Below are 24,233 nucleotides of genomic sequence, written 5' to 3' on the forward strand. Positions count from 1 at the left end.
AAATCCCTTGCTTTATATAGGGGTTTAATTGAGATGTCGCTCGATGAATAACTGAAGGATGTAAAATGCCCGGTTTGGAAAGAACATCACATATCAGCCTGACGACACAGGTTGAGAACGGTTTGAAACACCAGTTGACGATAGGTGTATTAAAACCAGGTGCGAGACTGATAACGAAAAATATTGCCCACGATCTGGGGGTCAGTATTACACCTGTTCGGGAAGCATTACTGCGGCTGGTCTCCGCCAGCGCATTGGCTGTTGCTCCGGCGCAGGCCTTTATGGTGCCAGACATCTCACTGGCGAGATGGGAAGAGATCAACCACGTCCGCACCGAGCTTGAAGGTATGGCGGTAGCGGCGGCGGCAGAGGCGATTTCTGCCGAGCATATGCAGACGCTCACCACGCTGCTGGAGCAGTATCAACAGGCGCACGAAGGCGGCACGATACAAGAGCGACTTCTGGCAAACCACGCGTTACGATTTGAAATTTACCGTTATGCCAATATGCCAACGCTCTATCAAATGATTGAACAACTGTGGGTACGAATGGGCCCCAGCCTGCATTTTTTATATGGCAATGGGGTGCCTGACGGTTATCAGAGCCGTGTGGAGTATTATCACAGGTTGCTCGACGCGCTGGCGCAAGGAGATAAAGACGAGTGCCGCCAGTGTCTGAAAGAGATCATTGCTAAAAATGTGACCGTCATTAGAACGCAATATCTTAATTAACCTCTCCGGAATATAGCGGGGATAACCCCGCTATTGATGCATTACTTTTCTGCGCTATTCAACACGTCAATACCCTTGTGACCATTCGTGCCTTCGTGGAGAAATTAAGAAGATTACGCGGCGGGTGAAAAGAATGCTCCACATATTGATAAATAATGATTACTATTCGCATTCATAAAAAGCAACACCATGATGTTGCTCGTCGAAGCCGTGTGAAGCAGTTATACAGATATTTATCAAAGGGAGTCGTCATGCATTTACGTCATCTGTTTTCGCCGCGCCTGCGGGGTTCATTATTGTTAGGTTCACTGCTTGTTGCGTCGTCATTTAGCACGCAGGCTGCGGAAGAAATGCTGCGTAAAGCCGTAGGTAAGGGCGCATATGAAATGGCCTATAGCCAGCAGGAAAATGCGTTGTGGCTGGCCACGTCGCAGAGCCGTAAAATTGACAAAGGCGGCATCGTGTATCGCCTCGACCCTGTCACGCTGGAAGTCACTCAGGCGATTCACAACGATCTCAAACCGTTTGGCGCAACCGTTAACAATGCAACCCAAACGCTGTGGTTTGGCAATACGGTCAACAGCGCGCTGACGGCCATTGACGCCAAAACGGGTGATGTCAAAGGTCGCCTGGTCCTCGATCCCCGCCAGCGTTCAGAAGAGGTGCGTCCGTTGCAGCCCCGCCAACTGGTGGCGGATGAGGCAACCAATACGGTTTACATCAGCGGCATCGGTAAAGAGAGCGTTGTCTGGGTGGTCGACGGTGAATCCATCAAACTGAAAACCACCATCCAGAATACCGGCAAGATGAGCACCGGTCTGGCTGTCGACAGTAAAGCCGGGCGTTTGTATACCACCAACGCTGATGGCGAATTCATCACCATTGATACCGCCGATAATAAAATTCTGAGCCGCAAGAAGTTGCTGGATGACGGTAAAGAGCACTTCTTTATTAACCTGAGCCTGGACACGGCCGGGCACCGCGCGTTTATCACCGACTCGAAAGCGGCAGAAGTGTTAGTGATTGATACGCGTGACGGCAAAGTGCTGGCAAAAGTGGCGGCGCCTGAATCGCTGGCAGTGCTGTTCAACCCGGCGCGTAACGAAGCCTACGTCACCCATCGTCAGGCCGGTAAAGTCAGTGTGATTGACGCGAAGCGCTACAACGTTGTGAAGACGTTTGACACGCCGACCTTCCCGAATAGCCTCGCGCTTTCTGCCGATGGAAAAACCCTCTACGTGAGCGTTAAACAAAAATCGACTCGCGAGCAGGAAGCCACCCAGCCAGATGATGTGATTCGTATCGCACTGTAATCCCCAACAGGAGAGGGAAATCCTCTCCTGTCTTTCCTCCCACAAGCCGACATGCCTCGTTACACCCCGCAAGTAGCCTGGTCAACATCAGGGAATTACACTACCGTCACGTTTGGATGATTGAAAAATACAGGAATATTATGAAGAAGCCACTTATGTGCCTTTGCGCGGGCGTTATGCTTTTCACTCTGGCGGGTTGCACCACCGATTACGTCATGACGACGAAACAGGGGAAAACCATTGTGATTCAGGGCAAACCAAAGTTGGATAAAGAGACGGGAATGACCAGTTACACCGATCAGGACGGCAATAAGCGGGAAATTAACAGCAATGACGTTGCTGAGCTTATCGAAGCGAATTAATTTCGCTCAGCCGGAACGTGCTGTCCGGCTTTTCGCAAATGCCCGGTAAACGTTGCGTCACCGGGCATCCAACACAAATTATCGCTGATCCGCTGTTGCTTCTTTGAGCGCAGCATCCTCTGAAACGCCCGGCGCATGACGGTGAATTTCCGCAACGCGGTTACGTACGCCAAACCAACCGGCAACCAGCAAAATCGCAATCAACGGCAGGGAAGCGATGGTCCAGGTTCCGTTAGGATAGTCAAACGCCATCAGCACCAGCACGCTGAGCAGGAACAGCAGTGTGAGCCAGGAGGTGAACGGCGCGCCCGGCATTTTGAAGCTGACGTCTGCCGCTTTGCCTTCTTTAATCGCCTTGCGCAGACGCATCTGGCAGACCACGATGAATCCCCACGACGCAATAATGCCCAGCGATGCAAAGTTCAGCACGATCTCAAAGACCTGAGCAGGAACCAGATAATTGAGCAATACGCCGAAAATGTAGACGAACAGCGTCGCCAGAATTCCGGCATACGGCACCTGTTGACGGCTCATTTTCGCCATAAATTTAGGCGCAGAACCGCCCATCGACATCGAGCGCAAAATACGTCCGGTGCAGTACAGACCTGAATTGAGACTGGAGAGCGCCGCAGTCAATACCACGATGTTCATAATGCTGCCGACATAAGGTACGCCCAGTTTTGAGAAAAAGGTCACGAACGGACTCTGGCCTGCCTGGTAAGCATTCCACGGCAGCAACAGCACCAGCAGTACCACCGATCCGACGTAGAACAGACCAATTCGCCAGATCACGCTGTTAATCGCTTTTGGCACCATGGTTTGCGGATCTTTGCATTCCCCGGCCGCTGTCCCCACCATCTCAACGGAGGCAAAAGCAAACACCACGCCTTGCACCAGCACCAGTGCTGGCAGCAGACCGTGCGGGAAGAATCCACCGTTATCGGTGATCAAATGAAACCCGGTAGTATTGCCATCCAGCGGTTGGCCTGATCCTAAAAAGACGGTACCGACCACCAGAAAAACCACAATCGCCAGCACTTTTACCAGCGCGAACCAGAACTCCATCTCGGCAAACCACTTCACGCCGATCATGTTCATGGTGCCGACGATCGCCAGCGCGCCGAGGGCGAAGACCCACTGTGGTACATCCCCGAAAGCGCCCCAGTAATGCATGTACAGCGCCACGGCGGTGATATCGACGATCCCGGTCATCGCCCAGTTGATGAAGTACATCCAGCCTGCGACAAAAGCCGCTTTTTCACCCAAAAATTCACGGGCGTACGACACAAAGCTCCCGCTGGTAGGGCGATGGAGCACCAGTTCGCCCAATGCACGAAGAATAAAAAACGAGAAAATACCGCACACCAGATACACCAGCGCCAGCGCAGGGCCAGCCATCTGTAAACGCGCGCCAGCACCTAAAAAAAGGCCGGTGCCAATCGCGCCGCCAATGGCGATCATTTGAACCTGGCGGTTCCCCATCGCCTTGTGATACCCCTCCTCGTGGGTATTCAACCAGCGTCGTTTCGCAGCGTGTTGCTCAAGTGAGCTTGCGTTGTCTGTTTTCATTACGTTACCTGTTAGCCTGTCTGTCCGAAGGAACGCAGCTTGCCGTACCGCTGGCGACTCAAACGATTGCTTCGCTGCATGCCACTCATCTTTTCCCGTTATTCTGGGTAGGGATAAACATGGGTGGCGCAGCATCCTACCTGCTAATTTTTTTTGACGCAAAACCAATGCATAAGAATTCATGAAGTCAGAAGAGGCAGGGGATGGCCTCGATTCAGCCAGTGGGGGTTATTGCGAAAATGACAGCGGTTTTAGCCCGTATTCCTGGGCAGAAACCTGCAACTGGCCAGGCTGTTCTACACTTAGCGTTTTACGCACGCTGGAGGCGGTATGATGACTGTTTATGGTGTACCCGGTTGGGGATCGGCAATCAGCGAGGTCATGCTGACCCTGGCTGAAATCCCGTATAAATTTGTCGATGTCACCGGTTTCGATGACGAGGGACCGCAACGCGATTTATTGAAAATACGCAATCCGCTGTGTCAGGTACCGACGCTGGTGCTGGAAAATGGCGACATCATGACGGAAACTGCAGCCATCGCGCTGATGATCCTCGATCGTCGTCCCGATCTTGCTCCGTCTGTTCATCATCCGGAGCGGCAGCAGTTCCAGCGTCTGCTTATCTGGCTGGTGGCGAATGTGTATCCCACCTTTACCTATGCCGATTATCCTGAGCGCTGGACCACAGACGCGCCATTGCAGCTGAAAACATCGTGCCTGGAATACCGCAAGTCGCTCTATCTCTGGCTAAACGATCGGCTCATTGCCGAACCGTACGCCTTTGGCGAACAGCTCACGCTGCTGGATTGCTATCTGGGTGTGATGCGCAGTTGGGGGCCAGGACATGACTGGTTTCAGGAACATACGCCGAACATTAGCGCGATTGCCGACGCGGTATGCCAGATACCGCAACTGCGGACGGTGCTGAAAAACAATGAAATTATTTAATCCGCTTGCGGGTGGGTATGCTAGTTTTGATCGCACATTCACAATAAGGAGCCTGCTATGCCGCACGTCGATATTAAATGTTTTCCCCGCGAACTGAATGACGATGAGAAGACCGCACTGGCCACAGACATTACCGCCGTGATCGTCCGCCACCTGCAAAGTAAAGAGAGTTCGGTGAGCGTGGCGCTAAACGAAATCCAACCCGCAGAGTGGAAAGCGGTCTGGGACGCGGAGATCGCCCCCCAGATGGAGACACTGATCAAAAAACCGGGCTACAGTATGTAACCGGCTAGCGTGACCAACGATTCCGCCCGGCCTGTTTTGCCCGATACAGTGCGGCGTCGGCCTCTGCAATCGTCTGTTCAGCCGTTTTATCTTTCGCTGAACAGGCGATACCCTGACTTACCGTGACGTTGTCACTTACCGTTGACGCGGAGTGGGGGATTGCCGCTGTCTCCAGACCGGCTTTGATTCTGGCGGCCACCTGCTCAGCCTCCGGCAGCGACGCGCCAAACAGCACTACCGCAAACTCCTCGCCGCCGTAGCGCGCAACCACATCTTCCGGGCTACGCACCGACTGCATCAACACTTCCGCTACCTGCGCCAGACATGCATCGCCTTTCGGGTGCCCATAGGTATCGTTGTAGCGTTTAAAAAAATCGACATCGAGCATCAGCAGAGTGAACGCGCTGTCATTGGCGGTGGCGCTGTGCAGCACATCCTCCAGCGCGCGTCGGTTTGCCGCGCCGGTCAGCGCGTCTCGGTGCGCGAGGGCGTCAAGGCGAGAAATAAGCACGTTGTTATGTTGGTTCTGATACCAGGCTTCATCGAACCAGCGAAGCAGGATGACGCGCCCACCGAGCATAATCAGCGTGAAGATGACCCAAACGACCGCAAAGTGGGGATTGATACCGTGGTTAAGCACGACACTGGCAACCGGCACCGTGAACCACAGCGGTATCACGTAGGAAAGCAAAGTCGGGGTGTGAAAATAGAGCGCCACGACGGCACTGAGCAGCAAGATGGAACACAGTGGATAGGCAACCGGTAATTGCCACTGGTCGATGAACGAGTAGATGCACAAGGACCAGAGTAGGCTCAGCAGTACCAACAACCCCTGATTCAGCCACGATTTTCGCCGTGGCGAGAAAATCAGGATGACGCTGATCAGCACAATTCCCATCACCGCGCTGTCGATGGACTGGAGGAGGCTTATCTTCGCCTGATACAGGGTATCCGCATCAGTAAACAGGGCGCGACGAAAAAGGAACATCAGCGCAAAGCTGATGTTCACAAAAGCGAACCACGGCAGGCTGATCGCCATTCCGCGTTCAACCATATCTTCACGTTTGGCCCAGATGGTATAGGCAGGTTTTCTATTATTTGGCGTCATAAACTTCATACATACGTAAAACGGGCGGAAAGTCCCGCCCCCAGAGAGTGTGGATTAGGGTGTAATAACCGTGGAGCAGAATTCAACTTTATCCTTAACGTGAGGCGTTCATCCCGCCGTGACCCGTTTCCCGCTGGTGATAAAGGTTCCGGCGCCTAAATGGTGAAGGGTATTGAGCTTGTCGTCGTCAAATTGCCAGCGACCTTCCACAAAGGCTCGCTCGTCAGCAGAGGCCGAGACGACTTCGCCAAACAGTGTATCGTATTTCTCTTGCGCAGACGTCGCAGGCAACAACCGGCATTCCATCCAGGCCAGACATTTTTCTTCAATCATCGGCAATCCGAGCACCGGGCCTTTCACCACCGGGATCCCGTAGCAGTTGAATTTGTCTTCCACACGCCCTGAAACGCTGCCGACCGCATAGGTCCAGTTGGTGGCGGCCACTCCAGGAACCACAATGCCAAACATGCCGCTACGCTCAATCAGTTCGCGCGACCAGGTACTTTTGTCGACCACAATTGCGATACGGGGTGGCTCAAATTCGACCGGCATGGACCACGCCGCCGCCATCACGTTACGTCGTTCAGTGTGACTGTCCCGACAGGTGATCAGAATCGTCGGGCCATGATTTAACAGACGGCAAGCATGCGTTAACTCAACAGGGCGAAAATGGCTCATGGCAGTTCCTCAGAAAGATGAAAAACGTAACGGGAATAGTATTGATATTAACGGGATTAGCGATTTTGTCGCCCCGTTGTCGCTATTCACCGCACAAAATCGCCTGTGCAACAATAAAAATACGTTATAAATACAGGATGCTATCAACAGGAATGCCTTATGACGCCTTTTTTACACGCTTATTTTTCCCGCCTGGGTTGGTCAGCCACGGCGGCGGTCAACATCGATACCCTGCGGGCGCTGCATTTACATCACAACAGCGCCATCGTGTTTGAAAACCTTGATGTGTTGCTACCCCGCGAGATACAGCTTGACGATCAATCGCTGGAAGAAAAACTGATCGTTGCACGTCGTGGCGGATACTGTTTCGAACAGAATGGTGTTTTTGAACGGGCGTTACGTGAGATCGGATTTACCGTCCGCAGTTTGCTGGGACGAGTGGTGCTGGCGAATCCGGCGAGCATGCCGCCGCGCACGCATCGCCTGTTACTGGTTGAGTTAGAGGGTGAGCAGTGGATAGCCGACGTAGGATTCGGTGGGCAAACGCTGACCGCGCCGATCCGGTTGCAGGCCGACCTTGAACAACAGACACCTCACGGAGAATACCGTCTGGTTCAGGAGAACGAAGAGTGGATTTTGCAGTTCCGCCATCACGATCACTGGCAATCCATGTACCGTTTCGATCTCGGCATACAGCATCAAAGCGATTATGTGATGGGCAACTTCTGGTCGGCGCACTGGCCGCAATCGCATTTCCGTCACCATCTGTTGATGTGTCGCCATCTGTCGGACGGCGGAAAACTGACGTTAACCAACTTTCACTTTACCCACTACCAGGATGGTCACGCGATAGAGCAGATCAATTTACCCGATGTGGCCAGTCTGTACGCGCTGTTGCAGACGCGGTTTGGACTGGGCGTTGACGATGCGAAGCACGGTTTTACCGAGGCGGAACTGGCGGCGGTGATGTCCGCCTTTGATACCCATCCGGAAGCAGGAAAATAATTGGGCCAGTCTCCGCCGAAGAGCCATGCCCTCCGGCGGATTGACCTGATGACGAGGACCCATGAAACACTCTGCATTGCCATTTTTTGCCGGTCAGCACCGTCAGGAGCGCCTCGGTGCCCGCACCGTATTCAGCCCCCTGCCGGTGATGACCAATGTGCCGCCGGTGCGCCGCACCGACTGGCTGACCAGGAAGCACCCCCACTATATCGAGCTGGGGGGAGCGGGAGGGTCTCTCTTTCAAACACAAACCCTGTATATGTTTTGGGTGCTTGGCTTACTCCTCTCTGCTGGAATGTTTTGGGGGCCACCAGGTGATGGTTTGAGCAATGGTCAGGGCTGGGCCGGCGTCTGGGCTGGCAACTATCAGGAAGTCTGGGTGGGGCCAGGGCAATGGGTGATTGAATTTAGCTGGATGAATCTGGTGGGGGTCGTTCTGGGGTTGGGGATGGGGCCAGGTTTTGCTTTACTCCTAACGGTAAAAATGTTGTGGGAGCATCAGCAGCAGCTACGTCGGGTGTTGCCTTTTCGCTTTCACCGCCAGCGCCGCGAGGTGATGCTGTCGCGCTGGGACAAGCGCACCAGACGCACCGAGGTCCGGATTTTCCCCTGGGAAGATATGTGCGCCATGGTGGGAGAGGGCTCAGCCGTTTCGGTCAGCGGTGTCATGACCATGGCGAGCCTGTTTTTCGGTATCAATTCGGACGAGCGGCCCGGTTATTTCTGGTCCGGCATGAATGTCGGCACCCTCAGCAAGGAGGTGGGGGCCGGCGAGTGGGAGATGCTCCGCCGCTATATGGAAGAGGGCCCCGAGGCCATCGACGAGCCGGCCTCCGTCACCTTTGACGGCATGATTGAGGAATTCTGCCGGGAACGGAAGATACCCCGCAGCGCCTTCTCCCCCCTGCGCCGGCTCTGGTGGGAACTTAACGGCACCCGCTTTGGCATATTGCGCATCAATATCCAGAGCCGCTTGCAGCAGCGCTTCGCCGGGCGATACTTCGCAGCCCATCCCGAGCTGGCAGCCTGGAGTGCGCCATTGCCACCCGAACAGTGGGCCAAACCGAGCGAGCGGCTGACCCGTTGCAACCAGCTGTTGGCCGAGCAGTACGCCCAGGGCCGGACCATCTTTACCGTGGGTGACGTGCGCGAACTGCTGGGGGAGGTTATCACGGAGGAGGAGGAACAGGTGTTGGCACCCTAGGCCGCAAGATGGCGTGGTCTTGCAAGCGCCCCCTCGGGGCGGTTGTGTCGCATTAAGGCAGTGTCAGGTAATCTGCTGTTTTCTTGATGCTACCTGATCATGCAGGCACTGTTGCAAAGTTTTATCGCAGAACATTTCCCTGGCACATTTTGTGGACCAATACGGGAGTTGGCACAATAACTTGTGGCTGCAATTCCCTATTTTTCGGGAGAATCAAACTTTGCAACAGTGCCGTTCAACGCTCCCTGGTCAGTCAGTACAAAAAATCATCTTAACGTACAATAATTTTCGATATCCAAACTGACCCCTTACAGGTCAATAGCCCATTCGGTGCTAAATAAGATCACCGCGGTGCCGGAGATCGTCACTTTTACTGGCTGATTATCGCGGATAGTGACGTTCACATCGACGACGCCATCGCGCCCCAGCGCACGTCCCTGATGCCCCAGAACACGCAGCGTTTTGCCGTCGTGCGCCATCACATTGTGATGAACCAGCCATGCCCCCATTGGACCATTGGCGTTGCCTGTCACCGGATCTTCAACAATACCGATCGCCGGTGAGAACATGCGTCCATCGGTTTCATTTTTGCCAGAGCGGATCTGGAACGGAAAAAAGCCGTTGCAGCCAATCTGCTGGCTGATGGCCGTCAGTGCTGCAAGATCAGGGGAAAGGGCGTCAATATCGACGCCGGGTTTCAGCGGGATCATCACTTTCGAATGTCCCGTTGTCGCCACCTGAATCGGCAGGCCAGGGAGAATATCGTCTTCACCAAGGTGGAATGCGCTGATGATGGCGGCGCGCGTTTCACCCTCAAGCGGCGGCTCAAAACCCGGCGTACCTTGTTCCAGCGTGATGCGATAGCCGTTGTCTTGCGCAAGGATATCGACCCGGTGGCGTCCGGCGAGCGATCGTTGCCAGACGGTGCCATTCCCCAATCCAAGTACAGTGGCGCGAACATAATGCGCCGCAATGGTCGCATGGCCGCAAATCGGTACTTCAACCGTTGGCGTAAAGTAACGAATGCGTACATCGCTCTCGTCGCTTTTTAAGACGAATGCCGTTTCACTGTGGCGGAGTTCGCGGGCGATAAGCTGCATTTGCGCCTCGCTGAGTCCATCAGCATGTAACACGACGCCCGCCGAGTTACCGCGAAACGGTTCGGAGGTGAAAGCATCAACATGATAAACCTGGGGTTTCATTCGGGTTCTCCTTAGGTCGGAGAACCATCATAACGCGCCAGCCGCCGGAGAGTGAAGGCTATCCGGCGGCACAGAGGATTAGCGACGCGAGCGGACAATCTGGTAGCGACGCGTGAAGTATTCAAACGGCGCGCTCCAGACATGAACCAGACGGGTAAAAGGAAAGATCAGGAAGATGGTCATTCCCAGCACCAGATGCGCCCGGAAGACCAATGCCACACCGTCCAGATGCGCAGACGCTCCCCCCTGGAAGGTCACCACTGACTGCGCCCAACCGACCAGTTTCAGCATTTCGCTGCCGTCCGGGTGCTGCGCGGAAAAGGGGATCGATATGAGACCCAGGATGCACTGAAACAGCAGGATGCAGAGGATGAGAATATCGGCGGTGGAAGAGGTCGCGCGAATTCGGGGATTGGTCAGGCGGCGAACCAGCAAACCCGTACCGCCGACCAATGTCAGCACGCCACAGAGGCCGCCGGCAATCATCGCCATCTGCTGTTTCATCGCCATGGGCAGAAACCAGGCGTACATCCAGTGCGGGGTTAACATCCCGAACAGGTGTCCGAAGAAAATCCCCAGAATGCCGATATGGAACAGATTCGACCATAACACCATGCCGCGTTTGTCCAGCATTTGGCTGGAGGCGGCGCGCCAGGTGTACTGTCCGTAATCGTAGCGTAACCAACTGCCGAGGATAAATACCGTACCGCACAGGTAAGGGTAGATATCGTAAAAAAAGACGTTCAGGTACTGTATCATTTCGGACCTCCCGAACTGACGTCAACATACTGTGGCGCCACGTCCTGGCTAAAGCGGCGTTGATAATGTTGTAACGGTGAACTGTCACAGGCGGTGGCGTTATCTTCGATAAACTTCACCTGTTCTTCTTCCCACACCGCGTCCAGTGCCTGAGACGTGTCATCGCGCGTTTCACTGCTGACCTGCTTGGTGACACTGTCACTTGAAAGTGGGCTTCCTGCCAGAGCAAGCAACGCGTCAAACAGGTGATACCACGGGGTTTCGCGCTGTTTTAAGCGCCCGCCCAGCAGGGCCAGAATAGGGGCGACATTCTGTAATCCCTCTTTGGCCTCGGCCTCCGGCAAAACGCTCAGGTACTCCAGATAGAGGGGAAGATGGTCCGGCAATTCCCGGCAGTTAAGCTGCAGTCCGACCTTTTCATATTGCGCCAGCAGATCCACCATCGCCTGACCCCGGTCACGGGACTCCGCATGGACATGTTCAAACAGCAGTAACGAGGTAGCGCGGCCACGATCAAACACTTCGCACCATTGCGCCTGTTTCTCGAGCAAGGGCGCATTAAGGAGATCGGCCGCGAAGTCGCTCAGCATCGGCGCTTCATTGTGGACCAGCGCGAGGGCATCGTCCCGACACTCCCAAAGAAACTCATCGGGATATTCCATCAGCAGCCCAATCACTTTGAGAATTTGCATTATTCGCCCTCCGCTTTATCGCGCACTTCCGTGACATCGATGGCGTCGATTCGGCTACTGTTAAACAGGTTGAATTTGGTGTCTGAGCCGTGGCAACCGTCGCCGAAGGTAAAGCCGCAGCCGTTTTTCTCCGGGAAGGCGTCGCGCGCCATCTCCCGGTGGCTGGTCGGGATCACGAAGCGGTCTTCATAGTTGGCAATAGCCAGATAGCGGTACATCTCTTCAACTTGTTCAACGCTTAATCCCACCTCCTCAATCGCGCGGGTGTCCGTAACGCCTTCCACGGTTTGCGAGCGTTTGTAATGGCGCATCGCCATCATTCGTTTCAGGGCGCGCAGCACGGGACCGGTGTCGCCCGCGCTGAGCATATTGGCGAGATACTGCACCGGGATCCGCAAACTTTCGACGGCAGGCAGGATACTGTCAGTCTGCGGCAATCCGCCAGCATCGGCATACGACTGGATGGGCGACAACGGCGGGACGTACCAGACCATCGGCAGGGTGCGGTATTCCGGGTGCAGCGGCAGGGCCAGCTTCCAGTCCATCGCCATCTTGTAGACCGGCGAACGCTGTGCAGCCTCAATCACGTTGTGCGGAATTCCCTGTTTCAGCGCCTCTTCAATCACCGCCGGGTCATGAGGATTCAGAAACACGTCGCACTGACGCTCATAGAGGTCGGTTTCATGTTCGGTACTGGCCGCCTCTTCAATCTTGTCGGCATCGTAGAGCAACACGCCGAGATAACGGATGCGGCCCACGCAGGTTTCTGAACAGACGGTCGGCTGGCCCGATTCAATACGCGGGTAACAGAAGATGCATTTTTCAGATTTGCCGCTCTTCCAGTTAAAGTAGATTTTTTTGTACGGACAGCCGCTGATGCACAGACGCCAGCCCCGGCATTTGTCCTGGTCAATCAAGACAATGCCGTCTTCTTCACGTTTATAAATCGCGCCGCTCGGGCAGGTCGCCACGCAACTTGGGTTCAGGCAGTGTTCGCACAGGCGCGGCAGATACATCATGAAGGTGTTTTCAAACTGGCCGTACATCTCCTTCTGCATTTTGTCGAAGTTACGGTCGCGGGCGCGTTTTTCAAATTCCCCGCCGAGCAGCTCTTCCCAGTTTGGCCCCCAGATAATCTTGTCCATCCGTTTGCCGTCAATCAACGAGCGCGGACGGGCAGTGGGCAGATTTTTGCCCTCAGGCGCGCTATGCAGATGCTGGTAATCGTAGGTGAACGGCTCGTAGTAATCATCGATTTGCGGAATGACCGGGTTGGCGAAGATTTTCGTGATGACGCCCATTTTGCCGCCCAGACGCGGCCTGATCTTACCGTTAACGTCGCGAACCCAGCCGCCTTGCCACTCCTCCTGATCTTCCCAGTTCTTCGGATACCCGATACCCGGTTTGGTCTCAACGTTGTTAAACCACGCGTACTCCATGCCTTCACGCCCGGTCCAGACGTTTTTACAGGTCACCGAGCACGTATGGCAGCCGATGCACTTATCAAGATTGAGGACCATGCCAACCTGCGAACGTATTTTCATTTTTTCGCCTCCTGTACCTGATCCCGACCTTCATCATCCAGCCAGTTCACATGTTTCATTTTGCGGATTATGATGAATTCATCGCGGTTCGAACCCACCGTGCCGTAGTAGTTAAAGCTGTACGCCAGTTGGGCATAGCCGCCAATCATGTGCGTCGGTTTCGGGCACACGCGCGTCACCGAGTTGTGGATGCCACCGCGCATACCGGTGATTTCCGATCCGGGAATATTCATGATGCGTTCCTGGGCGTGGTACATCATGGTCATCCCTGGTGGAACACGCTGGCTCACCACCGCGCGGGCGGTGAGAGCGCCGTTGGCGTTGAAGGCTTCAATCCAGTCGTTGTCTTCAATACCTAACTCTTTGGCGTCGGTCTCGCTAAGCCAGACAATCGGCCCGCCGCGCGACAGCGTCAGCATCAGCAGGTTTTCGCTGTAGGTGGAGTGAATGCCCCATTTCTGGTGCGGCGTCAGGAAATTGAGCGCCTTTTCGGGGAAGCCGTTAGGGGGGATCTCCCGCATCGCGCTGACGCTGCGGGTGTCGATAGGCGGTCGGTACGCCACCAGACTTTCGCCAAACGCGCGCATCCAGGCGTGATCCTGGTAAAGCTGTTGGCGACCCGAGAGCGTGCGCCACGGGATCAACTCATGGACGTTGGTGTAACCGGCGTTGTAGGAGACATGCTCGCTTTCCAGACCGGACCAGGTTGGGCTGGAGATAATCTTACGCGGCTGCGCCTGGATATCACGAAAGCGGATTTTCTCGTCTTCTTTGTTGAGCGCCAGATGGGTGTGTTCGCGACCGGTAATGGCACCTAACGCTTCCCAGGCTTTCACCGCCACCTGGCCGTTGGTTTCCGGCGCCAGCGCCAGGATCACTTCAGAGGCATCGATGGCGGTGTCGATCAACGGTCTCCCTTTCGCCGGGCCATCCAGCTTGGTGTAGTTGAGCTTGCCGAGGAAATCGACCTCCGTCTGGGTGTTCCAGGAGATGCCTTTACCGCCGTTACCCAGCTTGTCCATCAGCGGTCCAAGTGAGGTAAAACGCTCGTAAGTGGCCGGATAGTCACGTTCGAGCACCGCAATATTGGGCGCAGTTTTTCCGGGAATGAGGTCGCATTCGCCTTTGCGCCAGTCCTGAATATCAAAGGGTTGTGACAGTTCGGCCGGAGAGTCGTGTTGCAGCGGTTGCAGTACGACATCCGTTTCTTTGCCAAGATGCCCGACGCACACCTCTGAGAACGATTTGGCGATCCCTTTGTAGATATCCCAGTCGCTTTTCGATTCCCAGGCCGGGTCCACGGCGGCCGATAACGGATGAATAAACGGATGCATATCCGAGGTGTTCATGTCGTCTTTTTCATACCAGGTGGCGGTCGGCAGCACAATGTCGGAAAACAGACAGGTACTCGACATCCGGAAATCGAGCGTCACCAGCAGGTCAAGCTTGCCTTCAATTGCGGCGGACTGCCATTCGACCTCTTCAGGCTTGATCCCTTCGTTCGACCCTAACGCCTCGCCCTGAATACCGCTCTCGGTACCCAGCAGGTATTTGAGCATGTACTCGTGGCCTTTACCCGAGGAACCCAGCAGGTTTGAACGCCAGACGAAGAGATTGCGCGGATGGTTTTTCCCGCTGTCCGGTTGCTCACAGGCGAAACGAATTTCACCGGATTTAAGCGCCGCAACGGTGTACTCCGCCGGGGATAATCCGGCCTGATCCGCTTTAGCTTTCAGGGTTAACGGGTTGAGATTGAGCTGAGGCGCAGAAGGCAGCCAGCCCATGCGTTCTGCCCGGACGTTGAAATCAATCAGATGCCCGGTAAATTTCGTGGCGTCCGCCAGCGGCGAGAGCAACTCCTGCGCGGTCAGTTTTTCATAGCGCCACTGACTGGAGTGGTTGTAGAAAAACGAAGTGCTGTTCATCTGGCGCGGCGGCCGGTTCCAGTCCAGCGCGAACGCCAGCGGGAGCCAGCCGGTTTGCGGACGCAGTTTCTCCTGCCCGACATAGTGCGCCCAGCCGCCGCCGCTTTGCCCGACACAACCGCAGAAGACCAGGATGTTGATCATCCCCCGGTAGTTCATGTCCATGTGATACCAGTGGTTCACACCGGCACCGAGGATAATCATCGACCGTCCGTGGGTTTTGTGGGCGGTATCGGCAAACTCACGGGCGATCTGTTCGATATGACGGCGTGGCACGCCGGTGATGTGTTCGCCCCACGCAGGCGTATAGGCTTTGAGCTCGGCGTACTCTTTGGCGGCGCAGTCATCATCAAGACCCCGATCCAGCCCGTAATTGGCCAGCACCAGATCGTAGACGCTGACCACCGGACGCACGCTACCGTCGGCCAGCGTCAGGCGTTTTACCGGGAGCTGGCGAATGAGCACAGGTTCCTGCTTCACACTGCGAAAATGGGGATTCTCATTACCGCCGAAATAGGGGAACGCCACGCCCGCGACATCATCATGTTGACCCAGCAACGATAGCGACAGTTCCGTTTCGTTTCCTGCCGCCAGCGCTTCAAGGTTCCATTTGCCTTTTTCACCCCAGCGAAAGCCAATCGAACCGTTGGGTGCCACCAGTTCTCCCGCGCTATTCAGGGCGACCGTTTTCCATTCTGGATTATTGCTCTCGCCCAGACCGTCCACCAGGTCGGAGGCGCGCATCATCCGCCCGGGAACGTAACTGCCGTCGTCACGCGCATCCAGCAGAACCAGCATCGGCATATCGGTGTAGCGACGACAGTAGTTGATAAAGTAGTCGCTCGGGTTGTCGAGATGGAACTCCTTCAGGATCACATGGCCCATCGCCATGGCCAGCGCGCTGTCGGTACCTTGCTTCGGCGACAGCCACTGGTCGCACAGTTTGGCGACTTCTGAATAATCGGGCGTGATGGCAATGGTTTTGGTGCCTTTGTAACGCACTTCGGTAAAGAAGTGGGCGTCCGGGGTACGCGTCTGCGGCACGTTAGAACCCCAGGCGATAATGTAGCTGGAGTTGTACCAGTCGGCCGATTCCGGGACGTCCGTTTGCTCGCCCCAGGTCATCGGCGATGCCGGGGGTAAATCACAGTACCAGTCATAAAAACTCAGGCAGGTGCCGCCGAGCAGCGACAGGTAGCGGGTGCCAGCGGCGTAGGAGACCATCGACATGGCCGGGATCGGCGAGAAACCGACGACGCGATCGGGACCGTAGGTTTTGACCGTCCAGACGTTGGCGGCGGCGATCAACTGATTGAGTTCTTTCCAGTTTGAGCGAATAAATCCGCCGCGTCCGCGCACCTGCTTGTAGCTCTGGCACTTTTGCGGGTCGTTCATGATCGATTCCCAGGCCAGAACCGGGTCGGGCTGGCGGGAGAGGGCGTCGCGCCAGAGTTCGATCAACCGTTTGCGCACCAGCGGATATTTGAGTCGGTTAGCGCTGTATAAATACCATGAGTAGCTGGCGCCGCGTGGGCAGCCGCGCGGCTCGTGATTGGGAAGATCCGGGCGAGTGCGCGGATAATCGGTTTGTTGTGTTTCCCAGGTCACCAGGCCATTTTTGACGTAGATTTTCCAGCTGCATGAGCCGGTACAGTTAACCCCGTGAGTCGAGCGCACGATTTTGTCGAACTGCCAGCGTTGGCGATAGCTGTCCTCCCAATCCCGGTTGGTATGCATAACCTGACCGTGACCTTCAGCGAAGGTGTCACCTTTTTGCTTAAAGTAACGGAAGCGATCCAGCAGTTTACTCATGACATTTCTCCTGCTCCGATAATGTGTCAGGCATGTAGGCCGGATAAGGCCTTGTGCCGCCATCCGGCATTATTTCAACGCCTGATGGCGACGCTAACGCGTCTTATCAGGCCTACATGAATATGTTTGTTATTTTTTTTGTGATTTACGGCCATAGACCAGCCAGGTCACCAGCACGCAGACGATGTAAAACACTAAGAATATTTTCATTGCGCCAACCGGAGAGCCGGTCAGCGCCAGAGATGAACCAAACGCTTTCGGGATGAAGAAACCGCCCACCGCGCCAATAGCGGAGATAAACCCAAGCGCGGCAGCGGTATCCGTCACCGCTTCACGCTGAGCCTGTTCTTCCGTCCCGCCGTGCAGTTTCACCCGGTAAATCGTGATTTTGCGAAAGATCACCGCAATCATCTGGAAGGTCGAGCCGCTTCCCAGACCTGCGGTCAGGAAAAGCCCCATGAACACCAGATAAAAGGCGGTAAAACTGCCGGAACCCGAACCCGGCAAGGTGAGAAACAGCAGGGCGCTAAACAAGGCCATAAAAATGAAGTTAATCAGCGTCACGCGCACGCCGCCGAACTTATCGGAAATAACGCCGCCGGCAGAGCGTGCCAGCGCGCCGATAAACGGGCCGAAAAAGGCCAGTTTCAGTATGTTCACATCGGGAAATTGTGTTTTCGCCAGCATGGCGAATCCGGCGGAAAAGCCGATAAACGATCCAAACGTGGCGAGGTACAGCAGGCTTAACAACCAGAGATGAAAACGTTTGAGTACCGGCAGCTGTGCGGCGACAGAGGATTTTGAGCTGGAAATATCATTCATTCCCAACCCGGCCGCAATGGTGGCGGCAATCAGCAACGGAACCCAAATCCAGGTGGCATTCGCCAGCGACAACAACGACCCGTCGGCTTGTGGGACGCCTTGTACGCCGAGAAACGTGAAAATGGGCAGAAAAATCACCAGCGGCGAGACCATCTGCATCACGCTGACGCCCAGGTTGCCTAAACCGCCGTTAATCCCCAGGGCGCTGCCTTGCTTCGATTTGGGAAAGAAAAAACTGATATTGCCCATACTCGAGGCAAAGTTGGCACCCGCAAAACCGCACAGCAACGCGATAATAATAAATACCCCATAGGGAGTAGCGGGATTTTGCACCGCAAAACCGAGCCACAGGCAAGGAATAATCAGAATCACCGTGCTAAAAATCGTCCAGCGACGCCCGCCAAATATGGGCACCATAAAGGAGTAGGGAACGCGTAATATGGCGCCGGAAAGCGACGGTAATGCGGTTAATAAAAAGAGTTGATCGGTGGTGAAATTAAAGCCTACTTTATTCAAATTAACGGCGACGGCGCTGAACAGCATCCAGACGCAGAAGGCGAGAAGCAGGCAAGGGACTGATATCCAGAGGTTTCTTCGGGCGATATGCTTACCTTTGTTTTCCCAGTAAGCGGGGTTTTCAGGCTTCCAGTCACTTAAAAGATAACGATTTTTTTTCTCATTTTGTGGTGCCATATTACCCTCACATGCCCGCGTCGTTCATGAAAAAGAAATAATAAGAGGCTGAGCCGCAATGGCTCTTTTTAGAAATTATTGGCTTTTTTTGAGAATATTGTTTGAAAGGATAGATAAGAAAGCGAAGCCACGTGACGTGAAGGGGGAATAACAGGTTGCTTAAGTGTTACTAAATGTAAATTATGAAGGTGTATTATTCATTCATATTTAACGTCAGATATACAGTTCCCGTGAAATCATGTGATCCAGATGCCGTTCAAAGGCAGGATCGGCCATTTCCGTCATGCCAAGCGCGTACATACCGTCCAGACCACACACCAGCGCAATGAAACGCCAGGCGATGTCCTCCGCCGCGCCGTCGGTAAAGGTGAACTCACCGGCCTCACGACCTTGCTCGATCAGTCGCGCGGTATCTTCGTGCCACATCTTCATCGTCAGCAGATACGCATTTTTGATTTCAGGATCTTTGTCCGCGAGTATTTGTGCTTCCCGCCAGAGTTTAATGTACGGCTCAAAACCGCCGTCGTGGCTACCCAGCATGACATGAAGGCGCGTGCGCCAGGTGGCGTTCTCCGGTGCAATGTTGGTATCCAGCAGGGTACGAATCAGACGAATAAATGCCTGCGATTTCAGTTCACCCGCATTGCTGAAATGGTGGTGAAGTTGCCCGGTCGCCACGCTGGCTTCTGTCGCAATACGTCTTACCGTCATGGCGTTAAAGCCTTCCTGTAACGCAACGCGCATGGCTGCCTGCAGAATCACTTCGCGTCGTTCATCCCGATTTAAATAGCCCATACGTTTCTCACTCTGGTCACCATGACGGCAGTGTAACAAAAAGCTGGACATGCGTTCAACTTTCCGTAGGATCGCTAAAGCTGGACATGTGTCCAACTTTGTTTTTAGTGGGAGTTTTATGTTTCGTCAGTGGTTAACGTTAGTGATTATTGTGCTGGTCTACATCCCTGTTGCGATTGACGCAACGGTGCTACATGTTGCCGCCCCCACGCTGAGTATGACGCTGGGCGCCAGTGGCAACGAGCTGCTGTGGATCATTGATATTTATTCTCTGGTGATGGCCGGGATGGTCTTACCGATGGGCGCGCTGGGCGACCGCATAGGTTTTAAACGTCTACTGTTGCTGGGCGGGAGCCTGTTTGGTCTGGCCTCGCTGGCTGCGGCGTTTGCCCACAGCGCCAGTCTGCTGATTGCAACGCGGGCGCTGCTGGCGATCGGTGCTGCAATGATTGTACCTGCGACGCTGGCGGGGATCCGCGCCACCTTCTCTGAAGCGCGTCATCGCAATATGGCGCTGGGTGTGTGGGCCGCCGTTGGATCGGGGGGCGCGGCGTTCGGTCCCCTGGTCGGCGGTATGTTGCTGGAGCATTTCTACTGGGGCTCGGTATTTCTGATCAACGTCCCGATTGTCTTACTGGTGATGGGACTGACGGCGCGCTTTGTTCCGCCACAGGCAGGCCGTCGCGAGCAGTCGCTCAACCTGGCGCACGCGATCATGTTGATCATCGCCATTTTGCTGTTGGTCTATAGCGCAAAAACGGCGCTGAAAGGGCACCTCGCGGTCGGCGTGATTGCGTTGACGTTACTGGTGGGAGCGCTGTTACTGGCTGCGTTTGTGCGCATCCAACTGGCGGCTTCGCGCCCGATGATCGACATGCGTCTTTTTACCCACCGCATCATCCTGAGCGGCGTGGTGATGGCGATGACCGCGATGATAACGCTGGTGGGATTTGAACTGCTGATGGCGCAGGAGCTTCAGTTTGTTCACGGTTTAACGCCGTATCAGGCGGGGCTGTTTATGTTGCCCGTGATGGTGGCCAGCGGATTCAGCGGTCCGATTGCCGGAATGCTGGTATCACGACTGGGGTTGCGTTGGGTGGCGACGGGCGGGATGGCGCTCAGCGCGTTGAGTTTCTACGGTCTGGCGCTGACCGACTTCAGTAGCCAACAGTGGCAAGCCTGGGGGCTGATGGCATTGCTGGGATTCAGCGCTGCCAGTGCGCTTCTGGCGTCAACGGCGGCCATTATGGCGGCGGCACCGGCAGAAAAAGCCGCCGCAGCGGGCGCCATTGAAACGATGGCCTATGAGCTGGGCGCAGGCTTAGGTATCGCCATCTTCGGTTTACTGCTGAGCCGGAGTTTCTCGGCGTCTGTCATGCTGCCGGAGGGGTTAAACGAGCAGGAGATAGAACGCGCGTCGTCATCAATGGGTGAGGCGGTACAACTTGCCCATACACTCTCACCGAATCTTGGCGAAGCGGTTCTTGGGGCGGCCAGACAGGCGTTCACCTGGTCGCACAGTGTGGCGTTAAGCAGCGCCGGAAGTTTGTTGATCCTGCTGGCACTCGGGATGTGGTTCAGTCTCGCCCGCATAAAACAGCATTAATTTAGTGGGCTAACTGGCAAGGGTAATCCATCTCCTCAACTTCCTTACCGCTCAGGCGGGCATATTGCCCCGTGAGCCGCCAGAAAGCGGGTTGCGTTTCGGTGTAGATTTCGGCTGCCAGGATCAGGCGACGGCGATCGACCTCGTTAAGCTCCAGCAATGTCCACGGAATAAAATAGCGCTCACTGTCGGTCAACGTAAACCACAGTGGGCATCCGCAACCGGAACAGAAAAAACGTTCTCCACGTGTTGAAGAGGGAAAGTGCGAAGGTTCTGATGACTCTGGCGACATCAGCGGTTGACCGCTGGCTTCCAGATACATGGCAATACCACCTGACCATTTCTGGCACAACGTGCAGTGGCAGGCATAAACATCAAGCATTTCGACGTTAACGGTAAAATGACTTTGTCCGCAAAGACAACGACCTGTGAACGTCTGCACGGCATACTCCTTATGACCGAGTCTGGATCAAGAGAAAAAGCCAGCCCATCATGGGCTGGCTTTGATTTCAGGCTACAACAAAATTAGAACTGGTAGGTCAGGCCTACAGCCACAACGTTGTCAGTGCTTACGCCAGCAATCTGAGTGAAGTTGTTGTCATCCAGCAGGTTGATTTTGTAATCAACGAAGGTAGACATGTTTTTGTTGAAGTAGTAGGTCGCGCCCAGGTCAACGTATTCAACCAGATCCTGGTCGCCGAAACCGCCGATGTCTTTACCTTTGGATTTCAGGTAAGCGATGGACGGACGCAGACCGAAGTCGAACTGGTACTGAGCAACCGCTTCAAAGTTCTGCGCTTTATCCGCGATACCGTTAACATTTGAACCATAGGTGGTCATGTTACGGGTTTCGGAGTAGGTGGTTGCCAGGTAGATGTTGTTCGCATCGTATTTCAGACCAGCAGCCCATACTTCAGCGTTGTCGCCGTCAGCGGTGAACACGCCGTTAGTGCTCTTGTTCTGACGGTCGGTACGGTCAGATTTAGCATAGGTCGCACCGATGCCGAAGCCTTCGTACTCATAAGTGGTAGACAGACCAAAACCGTCGCCGTTAGCTTCTTTAACGTTGCTACGGTCGTTTTTGCCCTGGTACTGAGCGGCGAAGTTCAGACCTTCAACCAGACCAAAGAAGTCGGTGTTACGATAGGTTGCAACGCCAGTAGTACGGCTGGTCATGAACACGTCAGTCTGGGTCCAGGTATCACCACCGAACTCAGGCAGAACGTCGGTCCATGCGCCGATGTCGTACGCTACGCCGTAGTTACGGCCGTAGTCGAAAGAACCGTATTCTGCGAATTTCAGACCAGCGAATGCCAGACGAGTTTTGTCGCCTTCGGAACCCTGATCTTCAGTACGGTTGCCTTTAAATTCATATTCCCACTGACCAAAACCAACCAGTTGGTCATTGATCTGCGTTTCGCCTTTGAAGCCCATACGAGCGTAGGTTTTGTCGCCATCACTCTTGGTGTCATCAGAGAAATAATGCTGAGCGTGTACTTTACCGTACAGATCCAGTTTGTTGCCGTCTTTGTTATATATCTCTGCTGCGTTTACAGCACCTGCTGCCAACAGGGTAGTCACTGCCACTGCAACTAATTTAAGTTTCATGCTCAATAATCCTTATAATTTTCTTAGTGTGTTTCCTAAACCATTTCTAAACGAACCCGTCAGTCAATGGCAGACCATTTTTAAATTACGCAGTGGTATAAGTTCAATAATAAGTTTCATAATATTACTGAATATTTACAGTTATGTGATCCAGATCTACATAATAGAGCTGAGAAATTTAGTTTAAATTAGGAACTTACTGCATAGATATATTTACGAGAGGGACTATATCTGTATTTATTGTTTGATATTCGTTAGTTGCCCTTACTAACTATATGCATGAATACAGTTTCCTTTGAGCATAAAATGCTGAGTGTTATCAAAATATAATCATATTGATAACATATTTAACACAAAAGAAAATGGTTGCATACAATTTGTTCATGTGACGCCAAAATGAGCAGCCGGTATGGTATTAACGGTATGGCAATAAAACGGTGAAAAAGCAAATAAGAATTTTCTACGTGTGGGATATCCACGTAATAACTGTCAGATAAGAATTTGTAACAGGAAATAGGCAGTCGGGTCGTTTTTCATCCAGTGGACGATATTAAGACCCGATATTTGGCGTCAGGCACGGCGTGTTGCCAGCCAGCAGAGCAGTGAACCGACACACACCATAATAGCGCCTTGCCAGAACGAAAATGAAAGTGGGGCGCTTAAAAGAACCGCAGCCAGCGCAGACGACATCACGGGGGTGAAATAAGAACCCACGGCCATGATAGTGACATTTCCGTGCAAAATTCCAACATTCCACGCCGCGTAAGCAAAACCTAACGTTAATGCCGCCGAAAATAACTTGATGGTGACGGGAAGGGTGAAATGCATTTCAGGCTGTGGCGTCAGTAAATAGTAGACCCATAAACTTGCGGCAGTGAGCAAAACAAAGACAGTGATTCCGTTAAATCCCCGGGCATATTTGTTGGTGACTGTACAATATGTCGCCCAGATAAATGCGCCCAGAAAGGCGAGAAAATAGCTTAATGGGTTGGTGGCAATGTTGCTGATTATTTCACCAGGATTGAGTCCATTTTCACCGCCTAATACCCAACAGACACCGGTCAACGCCACAATTAATCCAGGAATGACCAGCCAGGTTGTTTTTTGTCCATTAAACAATATGGCAAAAAGAATCGTCAGGCTGGGCCATAAATAGTTGACCATGCCGACCTCAATAGCCTGATGTCGCGTCACCGCATAACCCAGCGACAGCGCCAGGCATATTTCGTAAGTAACGAAAAGGAAACTGCCAGCGATTAAATAACGAACAGGAAAGTGACGAATATTAGGAAAGCCAACCGTAAAAATAAGCAACAGTCCGCTTAATGAATAGATCATTGCCGCGCCGCCCACCGGTCCAAGTCCTTCACTCACGCCACGAATCAACCCCACCATGGTGCTCCAGAGCACGATGGCAATCAGTCCAATTAGCGTTGCTTTTTTTCTCGTCATTCTGTTCGTCTGTCCTCGTTCCTTTTCATTAAAGAAGCTGAAATTTATAGCACTTTTAAACAGTCGGCGTTAATAAATCATCCTGCCTGCTACTTCTTTGTGGGTATAAATGTTCGACAA

Annotated in this window: 22 protein-coding genes; 9 read left to right on the forward strand and 13 right to left on the reverse strand. The window is 53.9% G+C overall.

The window, feature by feature from the left end:
- The first annotated feature begins 65 nt into the window (after window positions 1–65).
- The 3 genes from AC07NP_RS08350 (at window position 66) to AC07NP_RS08360 (ending at window position 2,406) form a co-directional block, all read left to right on the forward strand.
- Entirely contained in the window at window positions 66–731 is a 666-nt protein-coding gene (locus tag AC07NP_RS08350; protein WP_494660133.1) for a GntR family transcriptional regulator, read from the forward strand.
- Window positions 732–982: 251 nt separating this feature from the next.
- Window positions 983–2,044 carry a 7-bladed beta-propeller protein YncE gene (yncE, locus tag AC07NP_RS08355; RefSeq protein WP_203361158.1) on the forward strand — a complete coding sequence of 354 codons (1,062 nt, stop codon included), beginning with the start codon at window positions 983–985 and terminating at the stop codon, window positions 2,042–2,044.
- A gap of 140 nt (window positions 2,045–2,184) precedes the next feature.
- Complete coding sequence (locus tag AC07NP_RS08360) at window positions 2,185–2,406, forward strand: YgdI/YgdR family lipoprotein (RefSeq protein WP_203361159.1); 222 nt, start codon at window positions 2,185–2,187, stop codon at window positions 2,404–2,406.
- A 78-nt stretch (window positions 2,407–2,484) separates the two neighbouring features.
- Here AC07NP_RS08360 and ansP read toward each other — a convergent pair whose 3' ends face one another.
- Window positions 2,485–3,975 (reverse strand): L-asparagine permease, encoded by a 1,491-nt coding sequence (gene ansP / locus AC07NP_RS08365; RefSeq protein WP_494660134.1) that lies wholly within the window; start codon window positions 3,973–3,975, stop codon window positions 2,485–2,487.
- A gap of 181 nt (window positions 3,976–4,156) precedes the next feature.
- Between ansP and AC07NP_RS08370 the strand changes: the two genes are divergently transcribed.
- From AC07NP_RS08370 to pptA, 3 genes are read left to right on the forward strand one after another with little or no spacing between them, the layout of a single operon-like run.
- A complete protein-coding gene (locus AC07NP_RS08370) occupies window positions 4,157–4,309 on the forward strand; it encodes a hypothetical protein (protein ID WP_494660135.1) in 153 nt (50 codons plus the stop codon).
- On the forward strand, window positions 4,306–4,923 hold the full coding sequence (locus AC07NP_RS08375; RefSeq protein WP_494660136.1) for a glutathione S-transferase family protein: 618 nt from the start codon (window positions 4,306–4,308) through the stop codon (window positions 4,921–4,923). The genes AC07NP_RS08370 and AC07NP_RS08375 overlap by 4 nt, the downstream gene beginning before the upstream one ends.
- Window positions 4,924–4,980: 57 nt before the next feature.
- Window positions 4,981–5,208, forward strand: coding sequence for a tautomerase PptA (gene pptA / locus AC07NP_RS08380; protein WP_494660137.1), 228 nt, complete (start codon window positions 4,981–4,983; stop codon window positions 5,206–5,208).
- 4 nt (window positions 5,209–5,212) lie between these two features.
- Here pptA and AC07NP_RS08385 read toward each other — a convergent pair whose 3' ends face one another.
- Both AC07NP_RS08385 and AC07NP_RS08390 read right to left on the reverse strand, forming a co-directional pair.
- A complete protein-coding gene (locus AC07NP_RS08385; protein WP_494660223.1) occupies window positions 5,213–6,262 on the reverse strand; it encodes a GGDEF domain-containing protein in 1,050 nt (349 codons plus the stop codon).
- A 162-nt stretch (window positions 6,263–6,424) separates the two neighbouring features.
- On the reverse strand, window positions 6,425–6,994 hold the full coding sequence (locus AC07NP_RS08390; RefSeq protein WP_203361165.1) for a flavin reductase family protein: 570 nt from the start codon (window positions 6,992–6,994) through the stop codon (window positions 6,425–6,427).
- A gap of 159 nt (window positions 6,995–7,153) precedes the next feature.
- On the opposite strand from AC07NP_RS08390, the gene nhoA reads away from it, so the two are divergent.
- Both nhoA and AC07NP_RS08400 read left to right on the forward strand, forming a co-directional pair.
- Window positions 7,154–7,999 (forward strand): N-hydroxyarylamine O-acetyltransferase, encoded by an 846-nt coding sequence (nhoA, locus tag AC07NP_RS08395; RefSeq protein WP_494660138.1) that lies wholly within the window; start codon window positions 7,154–7,156, stop codon window positions 7,997–7,999.
- A gap of 61 nt (window positions 8,000–8,060) precedes the next feature.
- A complete protein-coding gene (locus AC07NP_RS08400; RefSeq protein ID WP_494660139.1) occupies window positions 8,061–9,203 on the forward strand; it encodes a hypothetical protein in 1,143 nt (380 codons plus the stop codon).
- A gap of 308 nt (window positions 9,204–9,511) precedes the next feature.
- On the opposite strand, the gene AC07NP_RS08405 is transcribed toward AC07NP_RS08400, so the two are convergent.
- The 7 genes from AC07NP_RS08405 to AC07NP_RS08435 all read right to left on the reverse strand — a co-directional run bounded on the left by AC07NP_RS08405 (window position 9,512) and on the right by AC07NP_RS08435 (window position 19,447).
- Entirely contained in the window at window positions 9,512–10,405 is an 894-nt protein-coding gene (locus AC07NP_RS08405) for a PhzF family isomerase (protein ID WP_494660140.1), read from the reverse strand.
- Between the two features lie 78 nt (window positions 10,406–10,483).
- Window positions 10,484–11,164 (reverse strand): respiratory nitrate reductase subunit gamma, encoded by a 681-nt coding sequence (narI, locus tag AC07NP_RS08410; protein WP_494660141.1) that lies wholly within the window; start codon window positions 11,162–11,164, stop codon window positions 10,484–10,486.
- Window positions 11,161–11,856: a nitrate reductase molybdenum cofactor assembly chaperone gene (gene narW, locus AC07NP_RS08415; RefSeq protein ID WP_494660142.1), complete on the reverse strand. Its 696-nt coding sequence runs from the start codon at window positions 11,854–11,856 to the stop codon at window positions 11,161–11,163. Before narW ends, narI begins: the two co-directional genes overlap by 4 nt.
- Window positions 11,856–13,400, reverse strand: coding sequence for a nitrate reductase subunit beta (gene narH / locus AC07NP_RS08420; RefSeq protein WP_494660143.1), 1,545 nt, complete (start codon window positions 13,398–13,400; stop codon window positions 11,856–11,858). The genes narW and narH overlap by 1 nt, the downstream gene beginning before the upstream one ends.
- Window positions 13,397–17,137, reverse strand: a complete 3,741-nt coding sequence (locus tag AC07NP_RS08425) for a nitrate reductase subunit alpha (RefSeq protein ID WP_494660144.1) — start codon at window positions 17,135–17,137, stop codon at window positions 13,397–13,399. The genes narH and AC07NP_RS08425 overlap by 4 nt, the downstream gene beginning before the upstream one ends.
- 129 nt (window positions 17,138–17,266) lie before the next feature.
- Window positions 17,267–18,652, reverse strand: coding sequence for a NarK family nitrate/nitrite MFS transporter (locus tag AC07NP_RS08430; protein ID WP_494660145.1), 1,386 nt, complete (start codon window positions 18,650–18,652; stop codon window positions 17,267–17,269).
- A gap of 213 nt (window positions 18,653–18,865) precedes the next feature.
- Complete coding sequence (locus AC07NP_RS08435; protein WP_494660224.1) at window positions 18,866–19,447, reverse strand: TetR family transcriptional regulator; 582 nt, start codon at window positions 19,445–19,447, stop codon at window positions 18,866–18,868.
- Window positions 19,448–19,565: 118 nt separating this feature from the next.
- Between AC07NP_RS08435 and AC07NP_RS08440 the strand changes: the two genes are divergently transcribed.
- A complete protein-coding gene (locus tag AC07NP_RS08440; RefSeq protein WP_494660146.1) occupies window positions 19,566–21,053 on the forward strand; it encodes an MFS transporter in 1,488 nt (495 codons plus the stop codon).
- A gap of 1 nt (window position 21,054) precedes the next feature.
- Here AC07NP_RS08440 and AC07NP_RS08445 read toward each other — a convergent pair whose 3' ends face one another.
- The 3 genes from AC07NP_RS08445 to yddG form a co-directional block, all read right to left on the reverse strand.
- Window positions 21,055–21,495: a GFA family protein gene (locus tag AC07NP_RS08445; RefSeq protein ID WP_494660147.1), complete on the reverse strand. Its 441-nt coding sequence runs from the start codon at window positions 21,493–21,495 to the stop codon at window positions 21,055–21,057.
- A gap of 83 nt (window positions 21,496–21,578) precedes the next feature.
- Entirely contained in the window at window positions 21,579–22,661 is a 1,083-nt protein-coding gene (gene ompC, locus AC07NP_RS08450; RefSeq protein WP_494660148.1) for a porin OmpC, read from the reverse strand.
- Between the two features lie 570 nt (window positions 22,662–23,231).
- Window positions 23,232–24,113 (reverse strand): aromatic amino acid efflux DMT transporter YddG, encoded by an 882-nt coding sequence (yddG, locus tag AC07NP_RS08455; protein ID WP_494660149.1) that lies wholly within the window; start codon window positions 24,111–24,113, stop codon window positions 23,232–23,234.
- Between the last annotated feature and the right edge of the window lie 120 nt (window positions 24,114–24,233).

Source organism: Citrobacter sp. GW821-FHT07H02 (assembly GCF_059418505.1).

Bases quoted from the DNA above. Each gene is read 5' to 3' on its own strand.
- AC07NP_RS08350 (WP_494660133.1), top strand. From the start codon at position 66: ATGCCCGGTTTGGAAAGAACATCACATATCAGCCTGACGACACAGGTT.
- yncE (WP_203361158.1), top strand. From the start codon at position 983: ATGCATTTACGTCATCTGTTTTCGCCGCGCCTGCGGGGTTCATTATTG.
- AC07NP_RS08360 (WP_203361159.1), top strand. From the start codon at position 2,185: ATGAAGAAGCCACTTATGTGCCTTTGCGCGGGCGTTATGCTTTTCACT.
- ansP (WP_494660134.1), bottom strand. From the start codon at position 3,975: ATGAAAACAGACAACGCAAGCTCACTTGAGCAACACGCTGCGAAACGA.
- AC07NP_RS08370 (WP_494660135.1), top strand. From the start codon at position 4,157: ATGAAGTCAGAAGAGGCAGGGGATGGCCTCGATTCAGCCAGTGGGGGT.
- AC07NP_RS08375 (WP_494660136.1), top strand. From the start codon at position 4,306: ATGATGACTGTTTATGGTGTACCCGGTTGGGGATCGGCAATCAGCGAG.
- pptA (WP_494660137.1), top strand. From the start codon at position 4,981: ATGCCGCACGTCGATATTAAATGTTTTCCCCGCGAACTGAATGACGAT.
- AC07NP_RS08385 (WP_494660223.1), bottom strand. From the start codon at position 6,262: ATGGTTGAACGCGGAATGGCGATCAGCCTGCCGTGGTTCGCTTTTGTG.
- AC07NP_RS08390 (WP_203361165.1), bottom strand. From the start codon at position 6,994: ATGAGCCATTTTCGCCCTGTTGAGTTAACGCATGCTTGCCGTCTGTTA.
- nhoA (WP_494660138.1), top strand. From the start codon at position 7,154: ATGACGCCTTTTTTACACGCTTATTTTTCCCGCCTGGGTTGGTCAGCC.
- AC07NP_RS08400 (WP_494660139.1), top strand. From the start codon at position 8,061: ATGAAACACTCTGCATTGCCATTTTTTGCCGGTCAGCACCGTCAGGAG.
- AC07NP_RS08405 (WP_494660140.1), bottom strand. From the start codon at position 10,405: ATGAAACCCCAGGTTTATCATGTTGATGCTTTCACCTCCGAACCGTTT.
- narI (WP_494660141.1), bottom strand. From the start codon at position 11,164: ATGATACAGTACCTGAACGTCTTTTTTTACGATATCTACCCTTACCTG.
- narW (WP_494660142.1), bottom strand. From the start codon at position 11,856: ATGCAAATTCTCAAAGTGATTGGGCTGCTGATGGAATATCCCGATGAG.
- narH (WP_494660143.1), bottom strand. From the start codon at position 13,400: ATGAAAATACGTTCGCAGGTTGGCATGGTCCTCAATCTTGATAAGTGC.
- AC07NP_RS08425 (WP_494660144.1), bottom strand. From the start codon at position 17,137: ATGAGTAAACTGCTGGATCGCTTCCGTTACTTTAAGCAAAAAGGTGAC.
- AC07NP_RS08430 (WP_494660145.1), bottom strand. From the start codon at position 18,652: ATGGCACCACAAAATGAGAAAAAAAATCGTTATCTTTTAAGTGACTGG.
- AC07NP_RS08435 (WP_494660224.1), bottom strand. From the start codon at position 19,447: ATGGGCTATTTAAATCGGGATGAACGACGCGAAGTGATTCTGCAGGCA.
- AC07NP_RS08440 (WP_494660146.1), top strand. From the start codon at position 19,566: ATGTTTCGTCAGTGGTTAACGTTAGTGATTATTGTGCTGGTCTACATC.
- ompC (WP_494660148.1), bottom strand. From the start codon at position 22,661: ATGAAACTTAAATTAGTTGCAGTGGCAGTGACTACCCTGTTGGCAGCA.
- yddG (WP_494660149.1), bottom strand. From the start codon at position 24,113: ATGACGAGAAAAAAAGCAACGCTAATTGGACTGATTGCCATCGTGCTC.